The organism is Mycolicibacterium vinylchloridicum, from assembly GCF_013404075.1.
Classification (GTDB): domain Bacteria; phylum Actinomycetota; class Actinomycetes; order Mycobacteriales; family Mycobacteriaceae; genus Mycobacterium; species Mycobacterium vinylchloridicum.
Genome location: NZ_JACBJQ010000007.1, coordinates 1 through 26052, shown reverse-complemented (window position 1 = coordinate 26052; position 26052 = coordinate 1). Strand labels below are relative to the sequence as shown.

Sequence of the window (26052 nt, the reverse complement as noted above, 5' to 3'; positions counted from 1 at the left end):
TTGGGCCCTCAATTACGGGCCGTGGTGGCGCCGATACATCAACTCTACGCTCTGCAGTGAGAGATATTGAAAACCAAGGCGATTCATAGCGGGCTGGCCATAGTCAACCTCGATGGCGTGAATGGGCGTACTGTCAGCACTACCGGGCAGCTCGATTGCGAGCGGACATGCCCGTCAAAGAAGGAAACCATGGCTTCGCCAACAACGGTCCGTACGCCCTACCTGCTTCGTCTTGATCTGGTTACGGAGATCATCAAGACCAACTCCAAACTTGGCGACAAGGCTGCGGGCGAATTGGCGGTGCAAGTCCTGCATGCGCTCAATTCGATCCCCGAGACGATTCGCTGAGGTTGCGATCATGAGTGTGACTGTGACGCTGCCGGACGGCGATTGCGACGAATACATGCGCTTCGGTGACTCGTATGTCAAACACAACGACGGCTCGCTGGACGTCGTGCGGCGGGGTGAGCGAAAGCCGCACCGCTACGAGGCAGGGCAGTGGACCGACGTGGCCGGCAACGAGAAAGCTTGGAAGAAACCGCGACTCTGGGGTTGATCAACGCGCTCGCTTCGAAAGGCGTTGGGGCCGAACGGGTCACATACTTTCCCAGGGCACTGGCTGCCGACGGTCGATTCCTGCGCGAATTCCAGGGCGCCACGGGGTGCTGGTCACGTCGGCGCTGACGCCGTTCGACGGCACCCGCGGCGTGTCGTCGATGCGCCCGATCGGGGCGTCTGCCACCGGGGCCAGGGCAACACTTGTGCCCGCCTCGCCTCCGTAGGGGCGATGGCGCAGCGCCAACCGGCTTGTCCCCGGCGAATTGTTTGCCGCCGGGTCGACGTGGTACCTGTTCGGTTGCCTGATGCCCGTCTTTACGGCATCTTTACACCGAGGTGCGCCGGGAAGTCTGGTCGGCAGTCGCGTCGTCGGGCGTCGACTCGAGCATGAATGTGGAGATTCCGGCGTGGCCTTGGTCCTGGCATTCGGTCTGGTGCTGCTGCTGAGTGTGTCGCTGTCCGGGGTGGCGGCCAGGACGGTGCTGTCCACCGCGTTGATGTTCCTGGTGGCCGGGGCGTTGATCGGTCCGGGTGGTTTCGACCTCGTTGACCTCGAGCCTGGTCATGCCATGGTGGCCGCACTGGCGGACATTGCGCTGTTCACTGTGTTGTTCACCGACGGTCAGCGCGCCAATATGCGTGCGCTGCGCGAGAATTGGCAGTTGTCGGGTCGTGCCCTCGGCCTTGGCATGCCGCTGACCATGGTCGGCATCGCGGTCCCGGCGCATTATCTGGCCGGGCTGGACTGGCCCACCTCGTTTCTGCTCGGCGCGATTCTGTCCCCGACCGATCCGGTGTTCGCCGCCGCGCTGGTCGGCCGCTCGGACATCCCGCTGCGGCTGCGTCGGCTGCTCAACGTCGAATCGGGCCTCAACGATGGCCTCGCCTTGCCGTTCGTGCTGATCTTTCTTGCCACGGCCAAACACGAGAGCTCGCACTGGACGCAGATCATCGAGGAGCTCCTGCTGGGGCTGGTGCTCGGTTTCGGTGTCGCGGCGTTGGTGGCGCTGGCCTGGCGCAGCAAGATCCTCACCGCCGAGCCGCGATTGCAGCCGCTCGGCCCGGTGGCGATCGCGGTGGTCGTCTACGCCGGTTGCCACCTGACTCATGCCAACCCCTACCTGGCCGCGTTTGCGGCGGGCTCGACCCTGGCGACTCTCGACCCGGTCGTGGCCGAACGATTCGAGCCCTTCGGCGACCTACTGGCCGAGCTCACCAAATTCGCCGCGTTGCTGGTCTTCGGCGCGTTGATCACCCCCGAACGGTTGTCTCACCTCGGCTGGCAAGGCTGGCTGCTGGCCGTGCTCGCGATCGTCGTCGTCAGACCGGTGTCGCTGTTGGTGTCGTTGCTGCGCAGCGGGATGCCGCGGCGGGAGCGGTTGACGGCGGCGTGGTTCGGGCCCAAGGGATTCGCGTCAGTGGTCTATGGCTTGCTGGTGTTGCAGTCGGGCATTCCCGACAACCAGCTGGTCTTCGATCTCGTCGCGGTGACCATCGCGTTGTCCATTGCACTGCATTCGTCCACCGATGTCCCGGTGGCCCGGATGCTACGAGTCGAGCCGCCCGACAATCTGCCCGCCGGCCGCCCAGAGCCTGACGAGCCAGGCGCACCCAAACGCGCATCGCCGGAGAATGCATGATGGGCACCCGGCGCGACGTACGGTTTGGGGGTGCGCGCAGAGCAGATTGCCGAGCAGTTCCCCGTCGTCTCGTCGGATTCGGCGGCGCTGGACGCGGTGCGGTTGATGGCCGAGCAGCGGCTCCCCGGGTTGGTGGTGACCGATCCGCAGGGCAGGCCGCTGACGATACTTCCGGCCTCGCAGGTGGTGCGGTTGCTGGTGCCGGCCTACATCCAGGACGATCCGTCGCTGGCCGGTGTGCTCGGCGAGCAGGCGGCCGACCGGATCGCCGACAAGCTGGGCGGCAAGTCGGTCGAGCAGGTGCTGCCCAAGTCGGCGCCGCACATGCCGACCGTCCACGGCGACGACACGATCGTCGAGGTCGCCGCGATCATGGCGCGCGATCATTCCCCGCTTGTCGCGGTGGTGGCCGGCAAGCAGCTTGTCGGCGTCATCACCGCATCGCGGTTGCTGGAAGTGGCGTTGCAGGCTCACTGACGTCGGGAAGCGCGAGGTAACCGATGGCCGCTCTCGCTCTCGCCGTGTTCGTCGCGGCCTATCTGCTGATCGCGACCGAGAAGATCAACAAGGTCAAGGCGGCCCTCGGGGGTGCCGCTGTGGTGGTGGCCGTCGGCATCGTCGGCTCCGACGACGTCTTCTACTCCCGCGAGACCGGGATCGACTGGGATGTCATCTTTCTGCTGCTCGGCATGATGGTGATCGTCGGCGTGCTGCGCCAGACAGGTGTGTTCGAGTACACCGCGATCTGGGCGGCCAAGCGGGCCAAGGGTTCTCCGTTGCGGGTGATGATCCTGCTGGCGCTGATCACGGCCGGCGCCTCGGCCCTGCTGGACAATGTGACCACGGTGCTGCTCATCGCACCGGTGACCCTTCTGGTCTGCGAACGGCTGGCCATCAATCCGGTGCCGTTCCTGCTCGCGGAGGTGTTCGCCTCCAACATCGGCGGCACGGCCACCCTGATCGGCGACCCGCCGAACATCATCATCGCCAGCCGGGCGGGCTTGTCGTTCAACGACTTCCTCGTGCACCTCGCGCCGCTGGTGGTGATCGCGCTGACGGTGTTCCTGGTGTCGCTGCCGCTGTTGTTCCGCGGCTCGTTCTCCGTCGAGCCGGAACGGGTTGCCGAGGTGATGTCGCTCAACGAGCGCGAGGCCATCCGGGACGTGCGCTTACTCGTCAAATGCGGGGTGGTCCTGGGTGCGGTCTTCGCCGCGTTCATCGGCCACTCCGTGATCCACATCGAGCCGTCGGTGGTGGCACTGCTGGGCGCCGGTGTACTGATCGTCATCTCCGGGGTCGAGCGGATGCACTACCTGGGCAGTGTGGAGTGGGAGACTCTGCTGTTCTTCGCAGGCTTGTTCATCCTGGTCGGCGCGCTGGTGAAGACCGGGGTGATCGCCGTGGTGGCCCGGATGGCCGGGGAGGCCACCGGCGGTAATCCCTTGTTGGCGGCGATGGCGATCTTGGTGGTGTCGGCGCTGCTGTCGGGTGTTATCGACAACATTCCCTACGTCGCGACGATGAGCCCGGTGGTTGCCGACCTCGCCGCGACAGTGGCCAATCCGGTTCACGGCGAAGCACTGTGGTGGTCACTGGCCGTCGGCGCCGATTTCGGCGGCAACCTGACCGCGGTCGGCGCCAGCGCCAATGTCGTCATGCTCGGCATCGCGGCCAGGGAGGGTTATCCGATCAGTTTCTGGGAGTTCACCCGCAAGGGCGCGGTCGTCACAGCGCTGACGATCGGTGTTGCCGTCCCGTATGTATGGCTGCGCTATTTCGTGTTCGGCTGAGCGGAGTTCGAGTCGGCGACCGCGTGGCCGTGGTGAGTTCACGCGTCGCCACCCATCGGCGGGTACACAGGGCGCGTAGCATCGCGGTTACCGGCGATACTTCGCATATGGCCATCAAGCCGTGTCATCGCTGAGTTGAGAAATATGCGGCCGGCTCACGGCCAAGATTGGAGCGTCGTCATGACGCCACACCAGACACGAAAGAATTGCCATAACTCCACCCTGCCGGCGGCTACCCCGAGATTGCGATTGAGGCCCAAGGCATCACGAAGTGGAAGCGTCGACGGGGCATGGTGGCCGCGCAGCGATGAGCTCCTGGTAGAGCTGCCAGATCTGTTGGCGGTGCTCTCGGTTCGGCTTGGTCGCATCGACCGGGTGTTGTATCGCAAGGATTCGTGGGCCAAGACATCGCGCAGGCTCGTCACGGGTGGCGCGCCGGTGCGACTCGACGGCTATCAGCTTCAGCTGATCAACACCATCGAAGTCCTCGGAATGACGGGTGGTCGAATCACTCTGCTGGTGGTTCCTCCCCACACCGATGCCGGTGACGCCCACACCACCATGATGGCTGCCGCGCAAGCCGACGATACCGGTGCCGTTGCGATCGGCTAGGCGATCAGGTGGTATTCCTTCGATCTGGCCGTTGTCTGAATTATATTGTGGGCCTGAGTAAGTCGATGAATGACAGGGCAACCAAGAACGTGCCCGATCAGCCGACGATGAGGGTAGCGGTCAGCGCTGCGCCGAAGACGATGGCCGGGCCGGTCATGCCGGCCAGGAACCCGAGCCCGAAACGTCGTCCGCCGGCGGTGAACGCCAGCACGATCTTGACGAGCAGATTGGATCCCAGTGCCGCGGCGATCGCGACCAGCGCGGTGTCGACGGTGATATCACCTTTTGCGGCGAGGCTTGCCGCGGCGACTGAGCCCGCGTGTGCGTCGGCAAGCCCGGCGGCGAAGGCAGCAAGCACCGCCCCTTGCGGTCCCAATACGGAAGCGCCCCAACGCCCGACGAACAGCGCGACAGTCAGTACCGCGGCGAGAACAAGAGCGGGCCTCAGCGCGAACGGCCGTGCGGCCGGCTTGGACTCCCCGTCGAGCTCGCCGGCCTGGCGGCGACTGTCGGCGGCGGTTCGGTAGACCGCTAGTGCGACACCGACGAGAATGATGGCCGCCGCGGCGACAGGCAGCCACAACCTGCGCAGTACCTCGGCATCCACCAAGCCGATCACCAGCAGCAATTGCACAAAGGTGGCGCCGCTTGCCAGCAGTGCGCCCGCCAATGGGGCGCGCATACCGGCCGCGGTGCGACTGGCGCGCCCCATCGACGCCGTCGTCGCGCTTGCCGAGACGAACCCACCGGCCAAACCGGTCACGAGCAGTCCACGCTGGGGCCCCAGCGCGCGAACGCCGATGTAGCCGACCCAGCCGATGCCGGTGAGCAGCACGACCAGCAGCCATACTTTGGCCGGATTCAAGACACCGTACGGCCCGATCTGTCGGTCGGGCAGCAGCGGCAGGATCACGAATGCGACCACGAAGAACTTGATCGCGTCCTCGAGTTCGATCTCGCTGACGATCTCGCGGGCGAAGTGGTGGATCTTGGTCTTCGAGACCAGCAGCAGCGTCACGATCACGGCGAGTGCTACGGCAAGCGCGGACCGGCTGTAGGCGAGCGCACCGAGTAGATAGGCGACAAGAGCCGCTATTTCGGTGGTGGTTCCCGGGTCTTCCTGGCTGGTGCGAACGTAGGCCAACGCCAAAAGGGCTGCGACGCCGATCATTCCGGCTCCGACACACCATTGGTTGAAGCTCGCCGCGGCAGCGCCGGCGAGCGACAGCAGCGCAAACGATCGTGAACCGGCCGGCAGCTTGCGGAGGTGGCTACGTTCACGCTCGAAGCCGAGCAACAATCCGATGGCCAACGACACCAGGAACGGCTCGATCTGCGACAGGTCCAAAGCCAGGCTCCCCGTATCGAACGTCACCGCGCAGACACTGGTCGCGTTCCGTGCGTGATGACCGTGGGTTCATCGTCGGGGCGACTTCGGGGTTGGCCTCGGTCGTCGGTGCCCCACCCCGCGTACCCCAGCGCCGCGGCGACCGCGGTGTATATCGCCGCCTCCGACCACATGAAGCCCACCCCCCAGCGTCGTCCAAGAAAGACCGGCTCGCTGATGATTCCTCGGGATGTCGCCACCGCATATGCGGCGTGGGCGTAGGCCAGGGCGGCGAACGGTCCCGACAAGAATTTGCACACTTCGCGGTTCATGATGAATTCCTCTCCTCGAGCGGTATCACTGAGCGGTGGGGTGCAGCCGCTCACGTATCAACGGGAATTCGGTATGGACATGCCGATCCATTGCCGCGGCGAATCGCGGCGAAAAGTACATCTTCAGAAGCGGATCGAGGATACGGCCCGGTCCTGTCCACCCGGCCGTAATCGTATGACGAACGTGGACACAACCGGCGCGATCGGTGACCTCTATGGTCAACCAAGCCGGCAGGCAGATGCCCTTCTTCAGTTGCCAGACGATCTTTCGGCCCGGCTCGGCCTCGACGACCACCGCCGTCATCCGAAGGCGACGCTTGCCGATGAACTCGTCCATGAAGACCGCATCGCCGACATGGTCGACGTTCCCCACGGCGACGGGGCGCAGATGCAGGTGTACTCCTGGCCACCATTTCTGATAGCCCGCGTCGGTGCACTCGGACAGAAAGTCGGTGACCTCCGCTCCGGTCAAACCGGGAACGGTGACTTCGGATCGGATTGTCAACACCGTCGGACCTCCCGGAGCATGGCGTGGGTTCGACGCTATTGCCGGTCGCTTCGCGAGCATCAGGGTCCAACGTCATCGGGTTTGTGGTACGAAGTCGCCGCCTGTCACCGACCAGAATCGATGCCGCGGTCACACAACATTCTCTGGCTATGAGCGCTCAAAGAAGCCGGGTTCGGCGGCGATGTCTCGCGCTGCGTGGCACTCTCGCTGAGTGCCTTCACCGAACGTCGCCCCTGCGCTCCTGGTCATCGAGGATGACCGCGAGCTCAGCGCGATGTTGGCCGAGCTCCTCGTCGACGAGGGGTATCGGGTCGACACCGCTTTCGACGGACAGCAAGGCCTACACCGCGGCCTGACGGGCGGCTACGACGCGCTCATCGTGGACCGCGGGTTGCCGGTGATGGACGGCTCGGACCTGATAGCGCTGCTGAGGTCGAAAGGGATCGCGACGCCCGCTCTGATCTTGACCGCCCGGGGAGCGGTGGATGACCGCGTCGAAGGCCTCGATGCGGGCGCGCAGGACTACCTGGTCAAACCTTTCGAGGTCCCCGAGCTGCTCGCGCGGGTGCGCGCCCTGTTGAGGCGGATCGACACCTCCGCCACCGTGATCACGGCCGGCCGCTTGCGGCTGGACCGGGTGACTCGGCGGGTGGCCGGGGCGGCGGCCGACGGCGTCGAGGTCGAGTTGTCGGAGCGGGAAGCCTCGCTGCTGGCGACGCTGATGGCCGCACCCAAACGGGTGTTCAGTCGCGCGCAGTTACTCGATGCGGTGTTCGAAGGTGCCGAGTCCGGCGGGGCGGTCGATCTCTACGTCCACTACCTGCGGCGGAAGCTCGGTAAGCAGGTCATCCGCACGGTGCACGGTGCCGGTTACCGCTTTGGGCTCGAATGACCCCCGCGGGTGACCTCGCCGTGGTGAAGCGGGCGGGCCGCATCGCGGCGATCCAGGCCTCCGTTGCCCTGGCCGTGGTTCTGCTGGTGGTCGGTGGAGTGGTTTTCACGGTGTACGTGCGTGCGCAGAACCGACAGATCGACGCCGAATTGCAGACCCTGGCCATGTCGGCCGACGATGCCAACGACCCGCCCCCGGACATGGAACTGGCGCTGCGCGACGACAACGGTGTGGTGTCAACCAGTGATGGGGGCCAGCCCGGCGTCCCGCTGCTGTCGGGCTCCCCGGGATTCGGTGACCTTCGGACCGAGGAGCGGCATTACCGAACGCTGGTCGTGGACCGGCCTGAGGGACGCGTGGTGGCGATGATGGACTTGGCGCCCTACCACGCGGGCCGTAACCGGCTGCTGATGTCGGTGGCACTCGCCGAGCTGGCCGGCATCCTGGCGTCGATCGCGGTGGTGGTCCTCTTCACCCGCCGATCGGTACGTCCGCTGGCTCAGGCGCTGGCGTTACAGCGGCGGTTCGTCGCCGACGCATCGCACGAGCTGAGAGCCCCTCTGACGGTGTTGCACACCCGAGCGCAGATGCTGGCTCAGCGGGCCGGCACTGCGGACGCCGATGCGATCCGTGCGGACGCCGGTGCGCTGGTGGCCGACACCAGGGCATTGAGCGATATCGTCGATGACCTCCTGGCTTCGGCGACCATGACCGCCGGCGAGTCACCACGAGACCGGGTGGACCTGACATCGGTGGCAGCCGGCGTGCACCACAGTCTGGCGCCCTACGCCGACGCATTGGGTGTGCGCCTTCACTTCGAAAATCCGGGAAATACGGGGCAATTCGATGTCATCGGATCCGGAGCTGCACTGCGCCGTGCGCTCACCGCGTTGGTCGACAATGCCCTCAGCCACGAACATTCCGGCGGCACAGTCGAAATACGCCTGAGCCGGCAGGGCTCGACGATCGTTGCCGAGGTCGCCGACGACGGCGTCGGTATCGACGTCGATGCCATGTCGACGTTGTTCACCCGATTCGCGCATGGCGCCGAGCACACCACCCGGACCGGCCGGCAGTCCTACGGCATCGGGCTGGCATTGGTGCGCGAGATCGCTCACGCCCACGGCGGAGACGTCACGGTCGAATCGACACCCGGGCAAGGCGCCACCTTCACCCTGAGTCTCCCCGCCGCTGACCACATCGGCTAGCCAGCGAATTCTTCGAGGATTCAAAAATTCGGGTGTGAGCATTCGTTTGATGGACTCACCCAGTTCTGTACTGCGCCGCGCCGCGGTCGCGTCATGGGCATTGGGCGGCATCGGCGTCGCCGGCGTTGCGGTTGCCTCGACTCTGGCCTACGCGGACACTCTGAAACCTGAAGCCGAACCATCGAGCGACGTCGCGGTCCAGACGGCCGCCGATACCGGTGCGGTGCCAACATCGGTCGTCGAGGTCCCGGTTGCGATCCCGACGCCCATCGAACCGCCGCCACCGCCGCCGGTGCCGGAACCGCCCCCGGTCACGTCGGCGCCGCGGGTGACGAACTCCGTTCCGGCGCAGAGTGCCCAAGGGGACACGCCACCGGTGGCGCGCAAGCCGCCGGCGCCGGCCGCGCCGACCAAGGCCGCCCCGAGGCCGACGACCACGCGTCGGATCAACACCCCGACGACGGTGCAGTCTCCGAAGTACTCGCCGCCGCACATCACGGTGTCCCGCGGATCATGATCACCGCCGAGCACGACCTGTCGACCGCGGAAACCCATTGGCGGCGTTGGACAATGGATATGCAGATCATCGTCACGGACCCGGACTCACTCGGTCCTGCGCGATGGGCGGTGAACTCCGAACTCGACGCGATCGAGGCTGCCGCGTCGCGGTTCAACCCCGATTCGGAGATCAATGCCCTCGCGCGGTGCGGTCGGCCCATGCCGATCAGCGCCTTGCTCGCCGAATTGCTCGGCGCCGCAGTGCGGGCGGCAGAGCAGACGGATGGCGACATCGACCCGACGATCGGCGCCAGGCTCATCGAACTCGGCTACGACCGGGACATCGCCGCAACGGATGCGTCGATGCCACTCGCGGTGTCGGCGACCCGGCCCGCCGACTGGTCGATGATCACTATCGCCGGGCAAGTGGCTGCCGTGCCGCGCGGAGTGGTGCTCGACCTCGGCGCGACGGCCAAAGCCATCGCCGCTGATCGTTGTGCCGAGCGGGCGCACCGAGCAACCGGTGCGGGTGTGTTGGTGAATCTCGGGGGTGACATCGCCACCGCGGGAGAGGCACCCGACGGGGGTTGGCCGGTGCTGGTCTGTGACGGTGTTGACGAGCCCGCGGTGGTGGTTGCGCTGCCGGCCGGCCTCGCGATGGCCACATCGAGCACCCTGCGCCGCCGCTGGCGGCGCGGGGGTCAGCTGTTGCATCACATCGTCGATCCGCGATCCACGTGGTCGGCGGACCCGGTGTGGCGCACCGTCAGCGTGACGGCGGAGAGCTGCTTGGCCGCCAACACCGTCAGCACGGCAGCGGTGATCCGAGGATGGCGGGCTGTCGAATGGATTGGTAAACAGCCGGTTTCCGCGCGACTGGTCGATCGTGACCGGATCGTGCACACCCTCGGTGGGTGGCCGTCAGACGATGAGTGCAGGTGGCGATGACGAGCGAGGCGCTGTGGGCGCTGGGGCGCGGCAGCGGCATCACTGCGTTGGGATTCCTCAGCCTTTCGCTGACCCTGGGCGTGGTCACCCGGTCGGGCCGCCCGCTTCCTGCGCTGCCGAGGTCCGCCGTTGCCGAGGTGCATCGATTCGCGGCACTGGCCGGAACATTGCTTGTCGCCATGCATCTGGGACTGCTGTTCGCTGACCCCTACGCGCAGCTGAGGATCATCGATTTCGTCTTGCCCTTCCTCGGCGCCTACCGGCCGCTGTGGCAGGGTCTGGGCACCCTGGCCTTCGACCTGCTGATCGTCGTGGTCGTCACCAGCGTGCTTCGGCAGCGGCTGGGACTACGCGTTTTTCGCGCTGTGCATTGGACGTCGTATGCATTGTGGCCTGTCGCGCTGGCGCACGCATTGGGCAACGGAACCGACACCGGCCACCTCTGGTTCCGGATATTCGCCGGCTGTTGCGGGGTGGCCGTGGCCGGCGCGTTGGCCTGGCGTCTGCGCGCCGAGTTCGCTGAATATGCCCGCGCACGAACCCCGGTGGACGCATGAGGGCACAGCGGCTGTTCGCGGCGGCGGGAGCAGGCTTCGCCGCGCATCGGGCGGAGTTCGGTGATCTGCCGGCAGTGACTCGCGATGGGCTCGTCCGGAGGTTGGACGAGGCCGGGCTCACGGGCAGGGGAGGAGCGGGCTTCCCGACGGGCCGCAAGATCGACTCCTTAGGTAGCCGACACCCGGTGGTGATCGGTAATGGCGCCGAAGGCGAGCCGCTCAGCGCGAAGGACGTGACGCTGCTCGCCCGTGCCCCGCATCTGGTTCTGGACGGCCTGGAATTGGCTGCCAATGCGCTTGCCGCCCAATCGGTATCACTGTACGTGCCGGCACACGCGTCGGCTGATGTGCAGCGCGCATTGGGCGAGCGGGCGCAGACCGCGCCACACCGATGCCGAATCACCGTTGTCGAGGCACCTGACGATTTTCTCGCCGGCGAGGAATCGGCCGTCGTCAGCCGCGTCGCGGGTGGCCCCGCGCGCCCGCGCGACCGAACCGTACGCCCCACGAAATCCGGTGTCCGGGGCAGACCGACGTTGGTCAGCAATGTGGAAACCTTCGCCCAGATCGCGTTGATCGCCCGATACGGCCCGGCCTGGTTCCGCGCCGTCGGCGACCCGGCGCAACCGGGCACCATGCTCGCCACGGTATCGGCCACATTCATGCCGACCTCGGTGGTCGAGGTTCCTACCGGAATTGTGTTGGGCGACATCGTCACTCACGCTGGATCCACCCCGCATCGCCTCCAAGCACTGCTGGTGGGCGGTTATCACGGCAGCTGGGTTCCAGGCACCGCTCTCAGGCAGGCCCAGCTTTCCCGGAATGGTCTGGCCGCGTTTGGCGCCACACCGGGCGCGGGCGTATTGCATCTCTTGGGGTACGACGAATGCGGTTTGGCCCGCACTGCTGAAGTCGCGGCATACCTGGCCGACCAAAGTGCACGTCAGTGCGGTCCGTGCCGGTTTGGCCTGCCGCGGCTGTCGACGCTGTTGGATGAACTCGCCTTCGGCGAGGTCAGCGATGAGCTCCTCGGTGAGGTCCACCGGATGGTCGGCTTGATCGACGGTCGTGGATCGTGCCGTCACCCCGACGGCACGGCACGATTCGTCAGGTCCGCGCTCACCGTGTTCGAAAGCGACATCGCTCATCACCGGCGTGGCTGCTGCCTGGCCGCCCGTGAGGCCGCCGTCGGAGAACTGCGGTGACAGGTAAACCTGCTGCGCTGCGACTGCACATCGATTGGACACGCTGTGACGGGCGTGGGTTGTGCAGCGAGCTTCTGCCGCAACTCCTGAGCCGTGACGATTGGGGATATCCGCTGGCGCGTGACGGCTCACGGGAGCCCTCAGTACCCGGCCGGATGGTGAAACACGCTCGTCGGGCCGTCGCCCGGTGCCCACGGTTGGCGCTGACCCTCGTCGAAGACACCTGATGCCGGTGCGCCGAATGGTGATGGAGCTCAGGATTTCTGCGTCGCCGTGATCGCGGCGAGCGTGTGGGCGATGTCGGTCTCGGCGCGGGCTTTGTCGAAGCCGAGCCGGTGCAGCGTGCCGTCGTCGTCTTCGGCTTCCATCAGGGCCAGCAGCATGTGCTCGGTGCCGATGTAGTTGTGGCCCAACCGAAGTGCTTCGCGGAAGGTCAGTTCGAGTGCTTTGCGCGCTTGGGCGTCGAACGGGATCAGCGCGGGCATTTCGGCCGCAGCGGGTGGCAACGTGATGGCGTCGCGCACGGTGTCGTTGGTGATCTGCTGGGCGCGTAGCAGGGGAGTGGCCAGCGCGGCCGGATCGGTGAGCAGGCCGAGCAGGAGGTGATCCGCATTGATTTCAGCGTTACTGGCCTGGTGTGCGGCGTTCTGGGCGGCGACGACGGCGGCGCGCGCACGTGGAGTGAAACGGGCGAAGCCCTGCGCGGGGTCCAGGTCGTTGGCGTCGAGGTTGGTCAGCTTGGGCACGAAGCGCTTCTGGGCGGCCTGCTTGGTGACGCCCATGCTCTTGCCGATGTCGGTCCAGGACGCGCCGGAGCGGCGGGCCTGGTCGACGAAGTGACCGATCAGGTGGTCGGCGAGTTCGCCGAGCGCCTCCGCGGTGAGCACGGCGTCGGCCAGCTGTTCGAGGGCGTCGGTGTGGACGCGCTTGATGGCGTCGATGAGGTCATCGAGGCGTACCGGGTAGGCGATGCGAGCGGGCTCTTCCATGCGTCAACCGTAAGTTGACGTTCCGAATTCGTCAACCGCGAGTTGACGGTGTAGTTGTCATGCCGTCGGGTATCCGCCAACCATGCCAACTGCTGCTAGTCGCGACATCAGTGCACCTCGGATGCGGGTGTGGGAGGTGTTGGCCGACGGCTGGAGCTACTCGCAGTGGGTCGTCGGCAACAGCCGCATGCGCGCGGTCGATGCCGACTGGCCGGCGCCAGGGACGCGCATTCTGCACTCCATCGGGGTCTGGCCGGCCGTCGTCGACGACGAGACCGTCGTGCTGAGCTGCATGCCGCAGGAAGAATTAGTGCTGCTGGCTCGGCTCGGTCCCGCCGGCGCGGCCCGGATCACCCTGCGGCTCAGCGATATCGAGGGCGGATGTCGCGTCGAGATGACGGAGGTGGCCGTGGAGGGCCCGATGCGGTTTGTCCCCGACCGGATCCAGCTCACCGGCATCTGGCCGCGCAACCGCGAATGCACCTGGCGGTTGGCCAACCTCGCTGAGCACCGGGAGCCGGCCGAACTCGACTAGAGGCCGCCGCGACGTTCAGCAAACGCCGCGCCGCCCACCGTGGCCTTTCGGAGATTCCGCCACGAGCGGTGCGGCGGAATCCATAAACTCGGCGCCATGGCAGGCCTGCGCAAATCCCAAGAGCAGCCCGACCTGAGCAAGATCGACAACCGGGCACCGTCGGTGCCGCGGATGTTCCTTGACCGGGTTGCGGCTACGCCCACCAGCGAAGCGTTTCGCTACCCCGACAACGACGGGTGGACCAGTGTCACCTGGCAGCAGGTCGGTGATCGCGTCGAACTGATCGCCGCCGGGTTGATCTCGCTGGGTATCAATCCCGAGGATCGGGTCGCGCTGGCATCGGGGACCCGTTACGAGTGGGTGGTGGTCGACTTCGGCATCCTGGCGGCCGGAGCGGCCACGACGACGGTCTATCCGAGCACCAACGCCGAGGACACCGCGTTCATCGTCGCCAACTCCGGCAGCCGAATCGTGGTGGCGGAGAACCAGTCGCAGGTCGACAAGCTGGTCGCGCACCGCAGCGAACTGCCGGCCGTCGAGAAGGTGGTGATCATCGACGGCGCCGGTGATGGCGACTGGGTGATCACCCTCGAGGATCTCGAACAGCTGGGCAAGCAGTTGCTGGCCGACAACCCGACCGCGGTGACCGACCGGATCGACGCGATCCGCCCCGATCAGCTGGCCACCCTGATCTACACCTCGGGCACCACCGGAAAGCCCAAAGGGGTGCGGCTGCACCACGAGGCCTGGACCTACACCGCGGCGGCGCTGCAATCCCTGCACGTGCTCTCCGAGAAGGACCTCAACTACTTGTGGCTGCCGCTGGCCCACTCGTTTGGCAAGGTCATGCTCGCAATGCCGTTGGTGATGGGCTTCCCGACGGTCATCGACGGTCGCGTCGACAAGATCGTCGAGAACCTGGCGATCATCAAGCCGACGTTCATGGGCGCGGTGCCGCGCATCTTCGAAAAGGTGCACGGCCGCATCACCGAGACGATCGCCGAAGAGGGCGGATTCAAGAAGACCCTCTTCGACTGGGCGATCGACGTGGGCTTGCGGGTATCGCGCGCCAACCAGGCCGGTCACCGAATCGGTGCGGGCCTGGCTTTCCAGCGCGCGATCGCCGATCGGCTGGTGTTCTCCACCATTCGCCAGCGGTTCGGCGGACGGCTGCGCTTCTTCATCTCCGGCTCGGCTGCCCTGGACCGCGACGTCGCCCAATGGTTCGACGCGGTCGGCGCGATCGTGCTGGAGGGCTACGGGCTGACCGAGACGTCGGCGGCGTCGTCACTGAACCGCCCGGAGGCCTACCGGTTCGGCACGGTGGGCTGGACGTTGCCCTACACCGACGTCAAGATCGCCGACGACGGCGAGGTGCTCCTCAAGGGGCCGGGTGTGATGAGCGGATATCACGACCTGCCCGAGGCCACCGCCGAAGCCATCAACGGTGACGGATGGTTCCATACCGGCGACATCGGTGAACTCGACGCCGAGGGGTACCTGCGGATCACCGACCGCAAGAAGGACATGTTCAAGACGTCGCAGGGCAAGTATGTGGCGCCCTCTGCGATCTCGGCGGCCTTCAAGGGCCTGTGCCCGTTCGCCAGCGAGATCATCGTCTACGGCGAGGGGAAGCCGTACTGTGTCGGGTTGGTGAGCCTGGACGGAGAGGCGATTCGGGAGTGGGCCGACCGAAATGGCTTGGAGGGCAAGTCTTTCAGTGAGATTGCCCGCGACGAGAAGACCAAGGAGATGGTCGAGGGGTACGTGGAGACCCTCAACAAGCACCTCAACCGCTGGGAGCAGGTGAAGCGGGTTGCCATCATCGATCGCGAATTGACGGTCGAGGCAGGCGATTTGACGCCAAGTCTGAAGCTCAAGCGCAAGGCTGTCGTGGAGAATTTCCACGACAACATCGATCAGCTGTACGGGTAGCCGTGCGACGGTGTGCCGCGCTGATCGCGGTGGCGGCTGCCGCGGTGGCGGTTTCGGCGCCGGCATCTGCCGACGATCCGGTACCTGCGGCCGGCGCGCCGTGCCCGCAGAACTTCGCGAACGCCATGACGCAGCTCCCGGGCGGGCGTGACTACCTGATATGCCAGCCGGTACCGGACCGTGATGGCACCTGGGCTCCGGTCGACACCCCGTTCGATCCCAGCAGTCGGTGGCTCAGTTACGGGCCGGAGATCACGTTGCACGGTCAGGGATTCCGCAACCCGAACCTGCGCTCAGGGCAATGGACCGCGGCTCCGTTGGACCCGGCCACGGTGTGTGGCGCCGACCAGGTGACCGTCATCGGCCCGGGAGAGCTTGCGCCCCTGGTGCATTCGCAGGGTCAGCCGGGCCAGCCGCTGCAGCTGGAGGTGCTGCCGAAGTTGTTCACCATCGCGCTCAGCGGTAACTGCCTGTGGTCCGAGGACCAGGTCGAGTAGGGTCTCGCCACATGTTTCGTCTGACGGTCCAGGACGTGTTTGTCATCAAGGGTCGCGGTCTGGTCGCTACGGGCCGCGTCGAACTCGGAGCGGTCCGGGTCGGCGACGAGGTGCGCATCAACGGTGCGCGCGCGGTTCAGGTCGATGCCGTCGAGCAGTTCCGTAAGAAGGTGGACGAGGCGGTGGTCGGTGACAATGTCGGGCTGCTGTTCTCGACTCTCGAGCGCAGTGATGTGTCGCCGGGTGACGTGTTGACGTCGGGCGCCGTCGAGCCTGCGTCCGGTGGTGTCGAGGTGAGTCTGTAGCCAGCGTCCAAGTGGTCCCCAGGGGCGGGGGGCCGGTGGCCCAAGGGGGTGGCCACTTCGCGTAACCCACCCCTGGAGACCCGCTTGTGACGGTCAGGCTTCGGGTTGATTCTGTACCGGGACCCCGACCGGTTGGCTGTGTTCGCAGCTCTGGGAAAAATGTACGACAAACCCAGCCGGCGGGAAGCCGACTTCACCAGAAAAATTGACGAATCAGTAAGGCTTGCTCTACCAGGTCACCGGCAGCGCGACCAGGCCGTGCGACAGCGAGTGGAAGCCGGCGGTCATGGTCGCCGGATCGGCACACAATTGCAGGGTGGGGAACCGGGGGATCAGCTGCGAGTAGACGGTCTTGAGTTCCAGACGGGCCAGCGCCGCGCCGACGCAGTAGTGCAGGCCGTAGCCGAATCCGACGTGGGCAGCGCCGGTGCGCCGGAGGTCGACGCGGTCGGGGTTGGCGAAGAACTCGGGGTCGTGATTGGCGGCGCCGGGATCGAGCAGGACCAGATCGCCTTCCCGGATCGTCACCCCGTCGGCGTCGATATCGGCGCGGGCATACCGGGGAACGCCGACCCCGCCGACCATGCCGGCACGCAGAATTTCCTCGACGGCCTTCGGGATCAGCTCGGGGTCGGCCAGCAATGCCTGCCATTGCTCGGGGTTGGTGAGCAGCAGCAGTGAGCCCACCCAGATCTGAGTCACCGTGGTTTCGTGTCCGGCGAAGAGCAATTGCATTGCCAGGGTCGCGATTTCGAAATCGGAGAGGTCGGGTTCGTCGCACAACCGGGAGATGACGTCGTCGTCGGGATCCGCGCGTTTCGCGGTGACCAGTTCCATGCCGTAGCCGAGCAGCGATTCGAGCCCCTTCAGGGAGACGTCGTCGTCGGGTGAGAAGGCGGCGTCATCCACCCAGAGCCGGAAGCGATCTCGATCGGCATAGGGCACGCCGAGCAGATCGCAGATCACCAGGATGGGCAGCGGCTGAGCCAGGGCGGTCAGCAGGTCGGCCGGTGGTCCTTGGCGTTCCATGTCGTCGAGCAGTGCGGTGCACAGGCCCTCGATCTTCGGCTGCAGGGTGCGCATGTGCCGCGGGCCGAAATGCGGCTGCAGTAATTGCCGCATGCGGGCGTGGTCGGCCGGTTCGGAGTCGAAGTCGCCGATCGGGCCGCCGAACAACGCCGACGTGCGGCTGCGTGGCGCGTTGGCCGGATCGCGGTGGGTGCGCCCCAGCCGTTCGTCGTCCATCAGCCGGCGCACCAGCGTGTAACCGGTGACCAGCCAGGCCTCGTCGCCGACGGCTGTCAGGATCTTGTGGATCGGCCCGGTGCCCTGCAGGGCGAGCAGTTGATCGGGGGATTGCAGGGGATGGGTCTGGCGGAACGGCAACTGCGCGGTGGCGGTCATGGTTCGCAGCGTACGACTGTCGTGTGTCGTGTGGTCGATTTTTTAAGACTATTGGTCTTGTTTGCGTCGGCTCTACTATCGAGCCGTGGCTCCCATGGATCGTCGCAGCGTGACCGCGCTCCTCGGGGTGTGCGCCGTGCCGGTGGCCAGTGCCGTGTGGCTTTCGTCGGTGGCGTCCGCCGACCCTGCGTCCTGGAACGGTGAGTACGCGATCACGTTCATCGTCGGGCCCAAGGCTGGAACGAGTATGGCGGCCGGTCAGCCCGAGCAACAGCACACCGAAATCTATGGCTTCCAATCGAGCTGTGCGAGCGGAAAGTGCACCGCCACGATCACGAGCGGTCCTGCCCCGAGCAACCCGACGGTTCCGCAGCCCGTTCAGTTCACCTGGGATGGGTCGTCCTGGGCGCAGGCAAGCGACTTCCAATGGGATTGCCGCATGCCCGATGAGACGGTCCAGTGGAATCCGGCCCACGCTGAGGTGCGCTATACCCCGCAAGCCGACGGGTCCCTCGCCGGCACGATGCGCACCGAGATCTTCAGCGGCGCGTGCCAGGGCACTGTCGAGATGAACATGACCGCCGAGCGGGTGTAGACCTCGGGCGGGAAATCCTGCCGTGCAGGGTGTTTCGTGTAGGACTGGGTGTACATCAACCTCATCCAACGGAATGCCGGTAAACGACCGCCTGATGGTCTTTCTTGCCGGTGTCGCCGCCGCCGAGCGTGGTCACGAAGCTCGCTGACTGCGTCCTTGACCGTCAAACCGATCACGTCATCGCGCGGGTCTGACCCGGTACATCGCGTGGACCGTGATGCCGGTAACCGGCTGGCTCGCCCGGCGTGAGAGTCTGCGCCCGGCTGAACGGAAGCGTCTTCCGGCCCGCAATCTCCATCGGTTCGCCCCGAGGACAGTGCAGGAACCGCTCGCGCGGGGCCCTGATCGGCGGATAAACCGCTGTTCAGAGGTGGTGCGCGATACTGGGATTGAACCAGTGACCTCTTCCGTGTCAGGGAAGCGCTCTCCCGCTGAGCTAATCGCGCGGGGTACATCTTGGAGGTGGAGACGGGAATCGAACCCGTGTGCACGGCTTTGCAGGCCGTTGCCTCACCACTCGGCCACTCCACCGTTGGGTCTGATGCCGCACTTGCACCTTCGAGCGGATGACGGGATTCGAACCCGCGACCCTCACCTTGGCAAGGTGATGCGCTACCAACTGCGCTACATCCGCGCGCCTCGGACGAGATCGTCGCCCGCTGCGAAGGACGACAATAGTCGACGCAACCGAAGCCACACAAATCCCGTCGTTCGCGGGTCGCGACTTGGGCATTCTGGCCGGATACGGTTGTCGTGCTAGTGTTCCAGTCCGGCGAGCACGCCACCTTCGATGGTGTCCGCCACCCCGGGTCTCGTAGCTCAGTGGGAGAGCGTCCGCCTCACACGCGGAAGGTCGCTGGTTCGATACCAGCCGGGACCACCACATAAAAACCCAGCTCAGAGAGTGTATTTCTGATCCCGCACAGTGCGAGACGGCGTCGCCAAGCTCGATAGGGCCAAACAGTCAGCGGGCCGACGTGACTCGATTCGTTGTCCCACAAGGACAACGGTCCCATGACAGCGTCGCCCGGAGCCGCCCCTGTCGTCGAGCGTTCCTGGCTCATTGCTGCGGGGCGGTCGCAGGTAGCGATGACGCGATTGCGCCGCAGTGCCCCGGCGCTGAAGTTCGCCGCGCTGATCGCGGTTATTACGTTGTGTGGGCATTTTCAGTGGGCGAACTCGATACCCTGAACCATCCGGAGCCGCCGCTGACAGCGCATACCTCGCTCGGAACGGATGTTTGCAGCGGTGAGTCGCTGATGCGGAGGAGGGGTGCGATGGATCGGCTGGTTCAGGCACTGACTGCTTCGGTGGATCCAGCCTCGTTAATGGTCCGCGTCGCGGAGCAGGCGTGTGCGTTCATGCCAAATGCCGATGGGGCCGCTATCAATCTGCTTCGCGCCTCCGACAACGCCTATGTGACGGTGTCGGCAACCGGCGTACTAGCGCCTGCCATCGGATTCGTGATCCCCAAGGACAGCAGTGTGCAGGGCATCGCTGCGCGGGAGAATCACCCCATCCTGATCCACGATGCGCAGGTGGACCGCAGTGTGTCGCGGAATGTCCGTGCGATGAACAAGCAGTGGGGCACCCGATCGTGGGCGGTGATTCCGCTGGTGCACAACGACACAGCCATCGGTTCGCTGATGCTGGCTGCCAGGAACGCCGGCGCCTTCACCCAGACAGATATCGACCCGATGGTCGCGGTGAGCGACTTCGTTTCGGCGTTGATCGGCAACCAGTCGGAGCTGTCGACGCTGTTGACGGATGTGATCATCGATGGTCAAGACCGCGGGCAGGGGGCTTTCACAGCCCGATTTGTCGCGTCGGTGATGATGCCGGAAGCGGTCGAGGCCGAGGGACACCAACTTCGATTGGACGCGCTGCTCGACCAGCCTGACGTCCTCGGCGTGGCGTTTCAGCCCATCGTGCATCTGGCGAGCCGCAGAACTATCGCCTACGAAGGGTTGGCGCGCTTCCCTGCGTCGACGGGGTTGACCCCGGCACAGTGGTTCAGCACGGCCCGCCGCCTGGGCCGAGGCCTCGAGCTGGAGGCCACCGCGCTACGTGCCGTCTTGGCCGCAGCTCGCGGCATCCCGGGCGCTTGCCCGGTCTCGGTCAACCTGAGCCCGAACGCGGTGCTGGAGCCCGCGATTCAGGAGATTCTGGTAGCACAGGATCGACAGTTGATCATGGAGATCACCGAGCACGAACCGTTTCCCGATGACCTCGGCGCAGGCCTGAAGTGTCTGCGCCAACGGGGAATCAAGGTCGCGGTCGACGATGCCGGCGCCGGATATGCCAGCTTCACTCAATTGCTGCGGTTACGGCCGGACATCATCAAGATCGACGGTGAGTTGATCGCTGGCATCGACAACGACCCGGCAAAGCGCGCAATAGCCACCGCACTGACGTCGCTGGCAGCCGAGCTGAACGCGACGGTAGTCGCCGAAGCCGTGGAGACGGCCGGCCAGCTGCAGACACTGATTCGTCTGGGTATCGAATACGGCCAAGGCTTTCACCTCGGTCGGCCGCGGCCTGAGCCTCGCCTGGACCGCAGTGGCGCAACGTCTTGATCGGTGGCGGTTGTATTCCGGGTCAGCACGCGGGGGCTGAGGGCGCCCAGTGTCGCCGGCCATGACCGGATCAGCCTTGGCCGCCGGCGGATTTGAGCATCACGCTCAGGCAACTCCATGTCGGCGGTGAACCGATGCGAAGAGCTTCCGTTGCAGCCGAACGTATTTGGGATTGCGGCTCGACGACAAGTCGACTGAGTGCACGTCGCTTATGCGATCATCGGGTCGATCGCAGACCGCGGCACCAGCACGTGCAACGCCCCGGCCGAGGCCGGCAACAGCGCACCCTGATCGAAGAAGAAGATCACCCCGTCGTTGACCACCGCGAAATTCTGGTAGTTGGCAGCGTTGTACAGCGCTCCCGGCGCGAACGGCAACGGCGGCGGGGGAGGTGGCGGCGTCGTGGTGGTCGTGGTGGTCGGGGTCGTCGTGGCCGGCTGTCCGGGTTGTGTGGGCGGCGCGACCGGCGGCGGCGGTGCCAATTGCTGTTGCAGCTCGGACTGGATGATCGGCGCGACGGTCTTGAGCGGATCGTCCACCCGCCACAGCGGCGTGTTCTGCTTGTCGTCCGGCGCGGCCGTGTAGACGATCGCCTTGCGATAGCTCTGGTCCCAGTTGAACGCCTTGTACGTCGTCTGCGGCTGGGCGGCGCCGACGGTCTGGGTCACCGTGAACACCACGGTTTGCGTGCCGCGCGGAGGAACAGCCGAGCTGTATTCCGTCGGCTTGATGCTCAACGTGGACGGTGCGCCGGACTTGGCTGTGTTGAGGAACGAGTCGCGCGTCTGGGAGATGTAGTCGGCCACCGATTTCTGGTCGGGGTAGTCCAGCGGGATGCTGATGTCGACGCTGTATGCGGGGTCGGAGAGCTGGATCTCGCACGTGCTGCCGGTGTTGCCGCCCTTGAGGTCGGCGCAATAGTCCTTCGGGGCCGCTGCTGCCAGCCCAGGAGAGACGGACATGGCGGCAAACGTGACGACCACTGCCACGCTGACAGAACGCATGAGTGAGACCTCCAAGCACGTGCGGCGCGCGCCGCGACCAACAATTATCGTCTGCCGCGCCAGCACAGCGCCCCGACGGCGTTGGCGCTACCCAGCGTAGACGAGGGGCACTCGACCTCGGGTGTGGTGAAAAGCGGCTCAGCCGTGCGGTGCCTCGGAGATCTTGGTGTCTTCCTTGCCGAGTGTCTGGCAGTAGAGCGTGACCGAGGTCTTCGTGGCCGTGATCTCCAGATTCGACGGATCCTGCCCGCTCTTGTCCTTGAGCATCTTGCTGACTTCGTCGTTCTGCTTCTTCTCGTCTTGAGTGAGGAAGTCCTTGCACTTGGTGTCGCCGCCGGTATTGATGACCTCGGAGGCCGAGCAGCCGCTCAGGACGGCTGCCGCCGCCGATGCTGCAAGGACGGAGTGCATGATTCGCTTCACTGGGAACCTCTCTCGCTGAAGAAACGGCACGCAGTTAGTTCACAGAATCGCCGCAATCGAAACGTCAGTCCAGATTCGCGAGCGCCCTTCGGGCGGCCTCCAGCTCCGCTTCGAGTGCGGCAACCCTGGCGGCCTGCTCTGAGCGGGCCTCTTCGATGACCGCATCGATCGGGGTGGCGAGATCTTCGTGCAGTTCCCTGGCCGCCCGGGACACCGCGGCCGCCGCGACGGCAAGATCGCGGGCTACGCAGGTGGTACCGCGCTTCAGTTCGGCGTGCCATTCACCATCGGCCGTCCCGGTGACGGTGAGGGTGAGCTCGAGCGTCTTGGATCTCTTGCCGGCCTTCTTGGCGACGGCCTTCGCGGGCTCCGCGGAACCAGGCGCGGGCGCCGGCGTGCACTCGGGCACCTCGGCTCCGATCGGACGAAGCAATTGGGTGTCCACGGTCATCGTCACGTTGATCTCCTCCTGAACAGCGCCCGCAGTGCGCGGGCTGGCGACACCGTTCAGTAGAACATACGTTCGACTTGCGGCCAAGCGACCGGCCCAGCATGTCGTACGGAAATCCCTGCCAGACTATCGCTGAATCGCTTTGTCGCTGCCGATGTTTCGTGATTGCTGCGGGGTTTTGATGCGCGACACCGTGATTCGCGCTCCCCGCTTCGGGGTGAGAATCACGTGCTTGACCCGCTGCCCCTCGCCGCGGGCGGTGGTGGTTGCCAGATCGACACGGCGTAGCACCTCGCGCAGCACCACCCGCATCTCGGTCATCGCGAAGGTCGCGCCAAGGCACCGGCGCGCCCCGCCGCCGAATGGCAGCCACGTCGTCGGGCTCAGGGTGGCCCCGATCATCCGGTCCGGGTCGAACCGGTCGGCATCGGGGTAGATCCGGTCGTCGGAATGCACCAGCCCGACCCCGGGCGCCACCATCACACCCGCGGGTAGCTGATACCCGGCGATCTCGACCGGCTGTTTGAGGATCCGCCCCACGTCGAACACCACCGGGCGATTGCGCAGTGCCTCTTTCGCCACCGCATCCAGATATTCGGTGTCGTCCGCCTCTGCGGCCCGGACCGCCTTGGCCAGTACCGCGGGATGTCGTGTCAACCGCTCCAGCGCCCACGACAAGCCGGTGGCCGTGGTGTCGTGCCCGGCCACCAGCAGCGTCATCAATTGATCCCGCAGTTCGGAGTCGGTCATCGTGCGCCCGTCCTGGTCGGCGGCGCGCACCAGCATCGCCAGCGCGTCGGTGCGCGACGCCAGATCCGGATCGGCGCGACGCTCCGCGATCTCGGCATACAGCAGCCGGTCTGCCTCTTCGATGCGCCGGCGCACCCCGCGCCACGGCCGCTTGTGCTGCAGTCGGGGCGTACCGATCGCGAGCAGCTCGAACGCGGACAGGTTCAGCAACCGGGGGAGAACCTCACGCAACGCGGCCAGCCGCGCGGGATCACTCGCGCCGATCACCAGCCGCAGGATCACCTCCAGGGTGATCTCGGACATCTTGGGTGCGACGGGGAACTGCCTGCCCACCGGCCAGCCGGCGATATTGGCCGCCGCGATCTCGGTCATCACCTCGGTCTGCCGGGCGACCGCGTCGCGGCCGAACGGTTCCAGCATCAACCGTCGCCGATCGCGGTGCACCTCGTCGTCGACCACCAGCACCGACGCCGGACCCAGCAGACCCGACAGCATCGAATTGGCCTCGCCCGCATGGTAAATCGCCGGATCTCCGGCGAACACTTGTTTGATGTCGGCCGGGTCGTCAAGGTACACCAGCGTGCCCATCGACGCGATCCGCAGCGTGAACGTCTTGCCGTAGCGACGGCGGCAGGCCGACACGAAGTGCGGCCAGTAGCGCAGCATCAGAACGGCTTGTATCGCGGGTGGGAGAGGGGGGCCCGGCGGCAGCGACGGCGTGGGCGTATTAGACATGAGTCCAGTATAGAAATTCCTCGCCCCGGCACGCCGAGATCGACGAAAGTGAGGGTTGTTCTCGCACTTGCGCGGCCAGATGTCGGTTTGGGCGGGAGCAACTCGACGTCTACGAACTGGCCGAACGCTACATCCCGACGACGACGTCGCGGTCCCGGCGACGACGCTGCTTTCCGCATCCGGTCCCGATGTGCGTTAGCCTGGACAAGGTCGGCCGGTTGATTTCCACCCAGCCGATCACGCGTCGCAAGCAGACCGGCGCACAACTGCTACTACGTTCTTGCCAGGTTCAGACGGCAGCCTCGCAGACACGCTGTATTCGCGAGTGCGCCGTCCGGCGCGCGCTAGTGAGGTGAATCTTGGACGAGCAAGCCACTGCCACCACGGGCACGACTACCACCGCCAACACGGGATGTGTGATCAGCGAGGATTGGTTCGGGCGCACGGTCGTCATCTCGGCGGCAGGCGTGGTGGACATGCTGACGTCGCCGCAACTGGAGACCAGCATCGCTACCTCGCTGCAGAAGAACCCGACCGCGATCATCGTCGACTTGACCGACGTCGACTTCCTCGCGTCGGCGGGGATGGGCGTCCTTGTCGCGGCCCGCGACAAGGCTTCTGCCGACATCGGCTTCGGCGTTGTGGCCAGCGGACCCGCGACAAGCCGGCCCCTGAAACTGGTCGGGTTGGCCGATATTGTCGGTCTCTACGCCACGCTGGAAGAGGCGCGCACCGCACTGGGTGAGTAATTCTCGGAAGTTGGGTATAAGAGATTTGCCATGACGACACCGAGTTACCCAAGTCCCACAGCTGACGGTGACCGTTTCACCCGTAACGACGTCGTCGCTGATGCGCACAATGCAGCCAGGATTCGCGACGACTTCGCGTCCTGGCTGCGAGCGCGTGGAGATCTCGACAGGGTTCGGTTCAGCGACGTCGTCCTCGCGGTCAACGAAGCACTCGCAAATGCCGCCGAGTTCGCATACCTGCACGGTGGTCCCGGCACCATTGACGTAGAGGCTGTCCACGACGGCGCCACCCTCACGATCACCATTGCCGATCAGGGCCGCTGGCGTGAGTCCACCCCGGCCACCCAGAGCCGCTCCCGTGGCCGCGGCATCCCGCTCATGCGGGCCTTGGCTGACGACCTCACCATCGATTGCTCGGCGCTGGGCACCACGGTGTGCCTGCGCTTCGAGCACTTTCACGCCGCGCGCCGCGACGACGCCGACTCGAAAGTCGGCTGACTCAGGCCGGCTCGTAGCGCAGCATCGTCACACCGGACTCCGGATAGTCGAAGAACACCGGCCGCAGCCGCATGCCGACTTCCAGGTCGGCAGGCTCGGCGTTGACGATCTCGGTGGAGAATCGCGGCCCTTCGTCCCATTGCACGACGGCCAGCAGCTGCGGCACGTCCTCGGCGAAATGCGGTGCCACGGGGCGGTACGCCACGGTGTAGGTGTACAGCGAGGCTGCTCCCGAGATGTCCCGCCACTGGAGGTCGTCGACCAGCGTTCCCGGCGCCAGCACCCGGGGATAGAACACATACCGTTGCGCCGACGGCGAGTATTGGATTCGAATCTTGTGCTCGGCCAGGGCATCCCAGAACGGCTGGGTAGTCGGCGTCGGGATCGGCATCGGCTTGGTGAAAGGTTGCGTCCAGCAGAGTGGTGTACGAGTCGGACCTGATCAGCGGTACCGGCGTGTCGTAGCCGGATGAATGAAGGTCATCGCGTGATTCTTCGAGAGACCCGCGAAAGTCACTCGAGCAAAGGAAT

The 26052-nt window shown here is 65.7% G+C and carries 31 protein-coding genes and 4 tRNA genes; 22 read left to right on the top strand and 13 right to left on the bottom strand.

What is annotated here, in order from left to right; genetic code table 11:
* Positions 1-66 precede the first annotated feature (66 nt).
* From HPC46_RS35940 to HPC46_RS08200, 6 genes are all read left to right on the top strand, one after another.
* Positions 67-348 carry a DUF6307 family protein gene (locus HPC46_RS35940; protein WP_179468588.1) on the top strand — a complete coding sequence of 94 codons (282 nt, stop codon included), beginning with the start codon at positions 67-69 and terminating at the stop codon, positions 346-348.
* 10 nt (positions 349-358) lie between these two features.
* Positions 359-556 (top strand): hypothetical protein, encoded by a 198-nt coding sequence (locus HPC46_RS08220; protein ID WP_179468638.1) that lies wholly within the window; start codon positions 359-361, stop codon positions 554-556.
* 409 nt (positions 557-965) lie between these two features.
* Positions 966-2198, top strand: coding sequence for a cation:proton antiporter (locus HPC46_RS08215; protein ID WP_179468636.1), 1233 nt, complete (start codon positions 966-968; stop codon positions 2196-2198).
* Positions 2199-2228: 30 nt separating this feature from the next.
* Complete coding sequence (locus tag HPC46_RS08210) at positions 2229-2675, top strand: CBS domain-containing protein (protein WP_179468634.1); 447 nt, start codon at positions 2229-2231, stop codon at positions 2673-2675.
* A 23-nt stretch (positions 2676-2698) separates the two neighbouring features.
* Positions 2699-3988, top strand: a complete 1290-nt coding sequence (locus tag HPC46_RS08205) for an ArsB/NhaD family transporter (RefSeq protein ID WP_179468632.1) — start codon at positions 2699-2701, stop codon at positions 3986-3988.
* Between the two features lie 180 nt (positions 3989-4168).
* Positions 4169-4600, top strand: coding sequence for a DUF5994 family protein (locus HPC46_RS08200; protein WP_179468630.1), 432 nt, complete (start codon positions 4169-4171; stop codon positions 4598-4600).
* Between the two features lie 97 nt (positions 4601-4697).
* Here HPC46_RS08200 and HPC46_RS08195 read toward each other — a convergent pair whose 3' ends face one another.
* From HPC46_RS08195 to HPC46_RS08185, 3 genes are read right to left on the bottom strand one after another with little or no spacing between them, the layout of a single operon-like run.
* Positions 4698-5975, bottom strand: a complete 1278-nt coding sequence (locus tag HPC46_RS08195) for an MgtC/SapB family protein (protein ID WP_325096595.1) — start codon at positions 5973-5975, stop codon at positions 4698-4700.
* A complete protein-coding gene (locus HPC46_RS08190; protein ID WP_179468628.1) occupies positions 5972-6259 on the bottom strand; it encodes a hypothetical protein in 288 nt (95 codons plus the stop codon). Before HPC46_RS08190 ends, HPC46_RS08195 begins: the two co-directional genes overlap by 4 nt.
* A gap of 25 nt (positions 6260-6284) precedes the next feature.
* Complete coding sequence (locus HPC46_RS08185; RefSeq protein WP_179468626.1) at positions 6285-6731, bottom strand: SRPBCC family protein; 447 nt, start codon at positions 6729-6731, stop codon at positions 6285-6287.
* A 247-nt stretch (positions 6732-6978) separates the two neighbouring features.
* On the opposite strand from HPC46_RS08185, the gene HPC46_RS08180 reads away from it, so the two are divergent.
* Genes HPC46_RS08180 through HPC46_RS08150 form a run of 7 tightly spaced genes read left to right on the top strand, consistent with a single transcriptional unit; the run spans position 6979 to position 12302 of the window.
* The gene (locus HPC46_RS08180; RefSeq protein ID WP_179468624.1) at positions 6979-7659 is read left to right on the top strand and encodes a response regulator transcription factor; all 681 of its coding nucleotides are present in this window, start codon (positions 6979-6981) and stop codon (positions 7657-7659) included.
* Positions 7656-8867 carry a sensor histidine kinase gene (locus tag HPC46_RS08175; protein WP_218893871.1) on the top strand — a complete coding sequence of 404 codons (1212 nt, stop codon included), beginning with the start codon at positions 7656-7658 and terminating at the stop codon, positions 8865-8867. Before HPC46_RS08180 ends, HPC46_RS08175 begins: the two co-directional genes overlap by 4 nt.
* A gap of 49 nt (positions 8868-8916) precedes the next feature.
* Positions 8917-9384 carry a hypothetical protein gene (locus HPC46_RS08170; RefSeq protein ID WP_179468622.1) on the top strand — a complete coding sequence of 156 codons (468 nt, stop codon included), beginning with the start codon at positions 8917-8919 and terminating at the stop codon, positions 9382-9384.
* Positions 9381-10313, top strand: a complete 933-nt coding sequence (locus HPC46_RS08165; protein ID WP_233716307.1) for an FAD:protein FMN transferase — start codon at positions 9381-9383, stop codon at positions 10311-10313. The genes HPC46_RS08170 and HPC46_RS08165 overlap by 4 nt, the downstream gene beginning before the upstream one ends.
* The gene (locus HPC46_RS08160; protein WP_179468886.1) at positions 10310-10870 is read left to right on the top strand and encodes a ferric reductase-like transmembrane domain-containing protein; all 561 of its coding nucleotides are present in this window, start codon (positions 10310-10312) and stop codon (positions 10868-10870) included. The genes HPC46_RS08165 and HPC46_RS08160 overlap by 4 nt, the downstream gene beginning before the upstream one ends.
* Positions 10867-12075: an NADH-ubiquinone oxidoreductase-F iron-sulfur binding region domain-containing protein gene (locus tag HPC46_RS08155; RefSeq protein ID WP_179468620.1), complete on the top strand. Its 1209-nt coding sequence runs from the start codon at positions 10867-10869 to the stop codon at positions 12073-12075. Before HPC46_RS08160 ends, HPC46_RS08155 begins: the two co-directional genes overlap by 4 nt.
* On the top strand, positions 12072-12302 hold the full coding sequence (locus tag HPC46_RS08150) for a ferredoxin (RefSeq protein ID WP_179468618.1): 231 nt from the start codon (positions 12072-12074) through the stop codon (positions 12300-12302). The genes HPC46_RS08155 and HPC46_RS08150 overlap by 4 nt, the downstream gene beginning before the upstream one ends.
* Positions 12303-12329: 27 nt before the next feature.
* Here HPC46_RS08150 and HPC46_RS08145 read toward each other — a convergent pair whose 3' ends face one another.
* Positions 12330-13064 carry a Clp protease N-terminal domain-containing protein gene (locus HPC46_RS08145; protein WP_179468616.1) on the bottom strand — a complete coding sequence of 245 codons (735 nt, stop codon included), beginning with the start codon at positions 13062-13064 and terminating at the stop codon, positions 12330-12332.
* Between the two features lie 82 nt (positions 13065-13146).
* On the opposite strand from HPC46_RS08145, the gene HPC46_RS08140 reads away from it, so the two are divergent.
* The 4 genes from HPC46_RS08140 (at position 13147) to HPC46_RS08125 (ending at position 16336) form a co-directional block, all read left to right on the top strand.
* Positions 13147-13599, top strand: coding sequence for an SRPBCC family protein (locus HPC46_RS08140; protein WP_179468614.1), 453 nt, complete (start codon positions 13147-13149; stop codon positions 13597-13599).
* Between the two features lie 96 nt (positions 13600-13695).
* Positions 13696-15534, top strand: a complete 1839-nt coding sequence (locus HPC46_RS08135; protein ID WP_179468612.1) for an AMP-dependent synthetase/ligase — start codon at positions 13696-13698, stop codon at positions 15532-15534.
* 2 nt (positions 15535-15536) lie between these two features.
* Complete coding sequence (locus HPC46_RS08130; protein WP_179468611.1) at positions 15537-16031, top strand: hypothetical protein; 495 nt, start codon at positions 15537-15539, stop codon at positions 16029-16031.
* Positions 16032-16042: 11 nt separating this feature from the next.
* Positions 16043-16336, top strand: coding sequence for an EF-Tu/IF-2/RF-3 family GTPase (locus HPC46_RS08125; RefSeq protein WP_179468609.1), 294 nt, complete (start codon positions 16043-16045; stop codon positions 16334-16336).
* A 228-nt stretch (positions 16337-16564) separates the two neighbouring features.
* Here HPC46_RS08125 and HPC46_RS08120 read toward each other — a convergent pair whose 3' ends face one another.
* Entirely contained in the window at positions 16565-17740 is a 1176-nt protein-coding gene (locus tag HPC46_RS08120) for a cytochrome P450 (protein ID WP_179468607.1), read from the bottom strand.
* 94 nt (positions 17741-17834) lie between these two features.
* Here HPC46_RS08120 and HPC46_RS08115 point away from each other — a divergent pair, with 94 nt between their 5' ends.
* Positions 17835-18335: an Rv2253 family sensor-like surface protein gene (locus HPC46_RS08115; RefSeq protein ID WP_179468884.1), complete on the top strand. Its 501-nt coding sequence runs from the start codon at positions 17835-17837 to the stop codon at positions 18333-18335.
* 371 nt (positions 18336-18706) lie between these two features.
* Here HPC46_RS08115 and HPC46_RS08110 read toward each other — a convergent pair.
* From HPC46_RS08110 to HPC46_RS08100, 3 genes are all read right to left on the bottom strand, one after another.
* A tRNA-Val gene (locus HPC46_RS08110) sits at positions 18707-18781 on the bottom strand.
* Positions 18782-18792: 11 nt separating this feature from the next.
* Positions 18793-18866, bottom strand: a tRNA-Cys gene (locus HPC46_RS08105).
* A 30-nt stretch (positions 18867-18896) separates the two neighbouring features.
* A tRNA-Gly gene (locus tag HPC46_RS08100) sits at positions 18897-18969 on the bottom strand.
* 174 nt (positions 18970-19143) lie between these two features.
* Between HPC46_RS08100 and HPC46_RS08095 the strand changes: the two genes are divergently transcribed.
* Both HPC46_RS08095 and HPC46_RS08090 read left to right on the top strand, forming a co-directional pair.
* Positions 19144-19218 (top strand) — tRNA-Val (locus HPC46_RS08095).
* Positions 19219-19612: 394 nt separating this feature from the next.
* Positions 19613-20911: a sensor domain-containing phosphodiesterase gene (locus HPC46_RS08090; RefSeq protein ID WP_179468605.1), complete on the top strand. Its 1299-nt coding sequence runs from the start codon at positions 19613-19615 to the stop codon at positions 20909-20911.
* Positions 20912-21120: 209 nt separating this feature from the next.
* Here the strand turns inward: HPC46_RS08090 and HPC46_RS08085 are convergent, their stop codons facing one another.
* The 4 genes from HPC46_RS08085 to HPC46_RS08070 form a co-directional block, all read right to left on the bottom strand.
* Entirely contained in the window at positions 21121-21915 is a 795-nt protein-coding gene (locus tag HPC46_RS08085; protein WP_179468603.1) for an RsiV family protein, read from the bottom strand.
* Between the two features lie 138 nt (positions 21916-22053).
* Entirely contained in the window at positions 22054-22326 is a 273-nt protein-coding gene (locus HPC46_RS08080; protein WP_179468601.1) for a hypothetical protein, read from the bottom strand.
* Positions 22327-22402: 76 nt separating this feature from the next.
* Positions 22403-22795, bottom strand: coding sequence for a DUF6319 family protein (locus HPC46_RS08075; RefSeq protein ID WP_179468599.1), 393 nt, complete (start codon positions 22793-22795; stop codon positions 22403-22405).
* 120 nt (positions 22796-22915) lie between these two features.
* Positions 22916-24274, bottom strand: coding sequence for a cytochrome P450 (locus HPC46_RS08070; protein ID WP_179468597.1), 1359 nt, complete (start codon positions 24272-24274; stop codon positions 22916-22918).
* A 359-nt stretch (positions 24275-24633) separates the two neighbouring features.
* On the opposite strand from HPC46_RS08070, the gene HPC46_RS08065 reads away from it, so the two are divergent.
* Positions 24634-25023: an STAS domain-containing protein gene (locus HPC46_RS08065; RefSeq protein ID WP_179468594.1), complete on the top strand. Its 390-nt coding sequence runs from the start codon at positions 24634-24636 to the stop codon at positions 25021-25023.
* A 30-nt stretch (positions 25024-25053) separates the two neighbouring features.
* Positions 25054-25521: an ATP-binding protein gene (locus tag HPC46_RS08060; protein ID WP_179468592.1), complete on the top strand. Its 468-nt coding sequence runs from the start codon at positions 25054-25056 to the stop codon at positions 25519-25521.
* A gap of 1 nt (position 25522) precedes the next feature.
* Here the strand turns inward: HPC46_RS08060 and HPC46_RS08055 are convergent, their stop codons facing one another.
* Positions 25523-25912, bottom strand: coding sequence for a Zn-ribbon domain-containing OB-fold protein (locus HPC46_RS08055; RefSeq protein WP_179468590.1), 390 nt, complete (start codon positions 25910-25912; stop codon positions 25523-25525).
* Between the last annotated feature and the right edge of the window lie 140 nt (positions 25913-26052).

Excerpts from the sequence above, each read along its gene's own strand:
- HPC46_RS08220 (WP_179468638.1), top strand. The coding sequence starts at position 359 with ATGAGTGTGACTGTGACGCTGCCGGACGGCGATTGCGACGAATACATG.
- HPC46_RS08175 (WP_218893871.1), top strand. The coding sequence starts at position 7,656 with ATGACCCCCGCGGGTGACCTCGCCGTGGTGAAGCGGGCGGGCCGCATC.
- HPC46_RS08115 (WP_179468884.1), top strand. The coding sequence starts at position 17,835 with ATGGATCGTCGCAGCGTGACCGCGCTCCTCGGGGTGTGCGCCGTGCCG.
- HPC46_RS08155 (WP_179468620.1), top strand. The coding sequence starts at position 10,867 with ATGAGGGCACAGCGGCTGTTCGCGGCGGCGGGAGCAGGCTTCGCCGCG.
- HPC46_RS08055 (WP_179468590.1), bottom strand. The coding sequence starts at position 25,912 with ATGCCGATCCCGACGCCGACTACCCAGCCGTTCTGGGATGCCCTGGCC.
- HPC46_RS08190 (WP_179468628.1), bottom strand. The coding sequence starts at position 6,259 with ATGAACCGCGAAGTGTGCAAATTCTTGTCGGGACCGTTCGCCGCCCTG.
- HPC46_RS08120 (WP_179468607.1), bottom strand. The coding sequence starts at position 17,740 with ATGACCGCCACCGCGCAGTTGCCGTTCCGCCAGACCCATCCCCTGCAA.
- HPC46_RS08070 (WP_179468597.1), bottom strand. The coding sequence starts at position 24,274 with ATGTCTAATACGCCCACGCCGTCGCTGCCGCCGGGCCCCCCTCTCCCA.
- HPC46_RS08080 (WP_179468601.1), bottom strand. The coding sequence starts at position 22,326 with ATGCACTCCGTCCTTGCAGCATCGGCGGCGGCAGCCGTCCTGAGCGGC.
- HPC46_RS08205 (WP_179468632.1), top strand. The coding sequence starts at position 2,699 with ATGGCCGCTCTCGCTCTCGCCGTGTTCGTCGCGGCCTATCTGCTGATC.
- HPC46_RS08085 (WP_179468603.1), bottom strand. The coding sequence starts at position 21,915 with ATGCGTTCTGTCAGCGTGGCAGTGGTCGTCACGTTTGCCGCCATGTCC.
- HPC46_RS08145 (WP_179468616.1), bottom strand. The coding sequence starts at position 13,064 with ATGGAAGAGCCCGCTCGCATCGCCTACCCGGTACGCCTCGATGACCTC.
- HPC46_RS08200 (WP_179468630.1), top strand. The coding sequence starts at position 4,169 with ATGACGCCACACCAGACACGAAAGAATTGCCATAACTCCACCCTGCCG.
- HPC46_RS08160 (WP_179468886.1), top strand. The coding sequence starts at position 10,310 with ATGACGAGCGAGGCGCTGTGGGCGCTGGGGCGCGGCAGCGGCATCACT.
- HPC46_RS08135 (WP_179468612.1), top strand. The coding sequence starts at position 13,696 with ATGGCAGGCCTGCGCAAATCCCAAGAGCAGCCCGACCTGAGCAAGATC.
- HPC46_RS08090 (WP_179468605.1), top strand. The coding sequence starts at position 19,613 with ATGGATCGGCTGGTTCAGGCACTGACTGCTTCGGTGGATCCAGCCTCG.
- HPC46_RS08140 (WP_179468614.1), top strand. The coding sequence starts at position 13,147 with ATGCCAACTGCTGCTAGTCGCGACATCAGTGCACCTCGGATGCGGGTG.
- HPC46_RS08165 (WP_233716307.1), top strand. The coding sequence starts at position 9,381 with ATGATCACCGCCGAGCACGACCTGTCGACCGCGGAAACCCATTGGCGG.
- HPC46_RS08060 (WP_179468592.1), top strand. The coding sequence starts at position 25,054 with ATGACGACACCGAGTTACCCAAGTCCCACAGCTGACGGTGACCGTTTC.
- HPC46_RS08170 (WP_179468622.1), top strand. The coding sequence starts at position 8,917 with ATGGACTCACCCAGTTCTGTACTGCGCCGCGCCGCGGTCGCGTCATGG.
- HPC46_RS08125 (WP_179468609.1), top strand. The coding sequence starts at position 16,043 with ATGTTTCGTCTGACGGTCCAGGACGTGTTTGTCATCAAGGGTCGCGGT.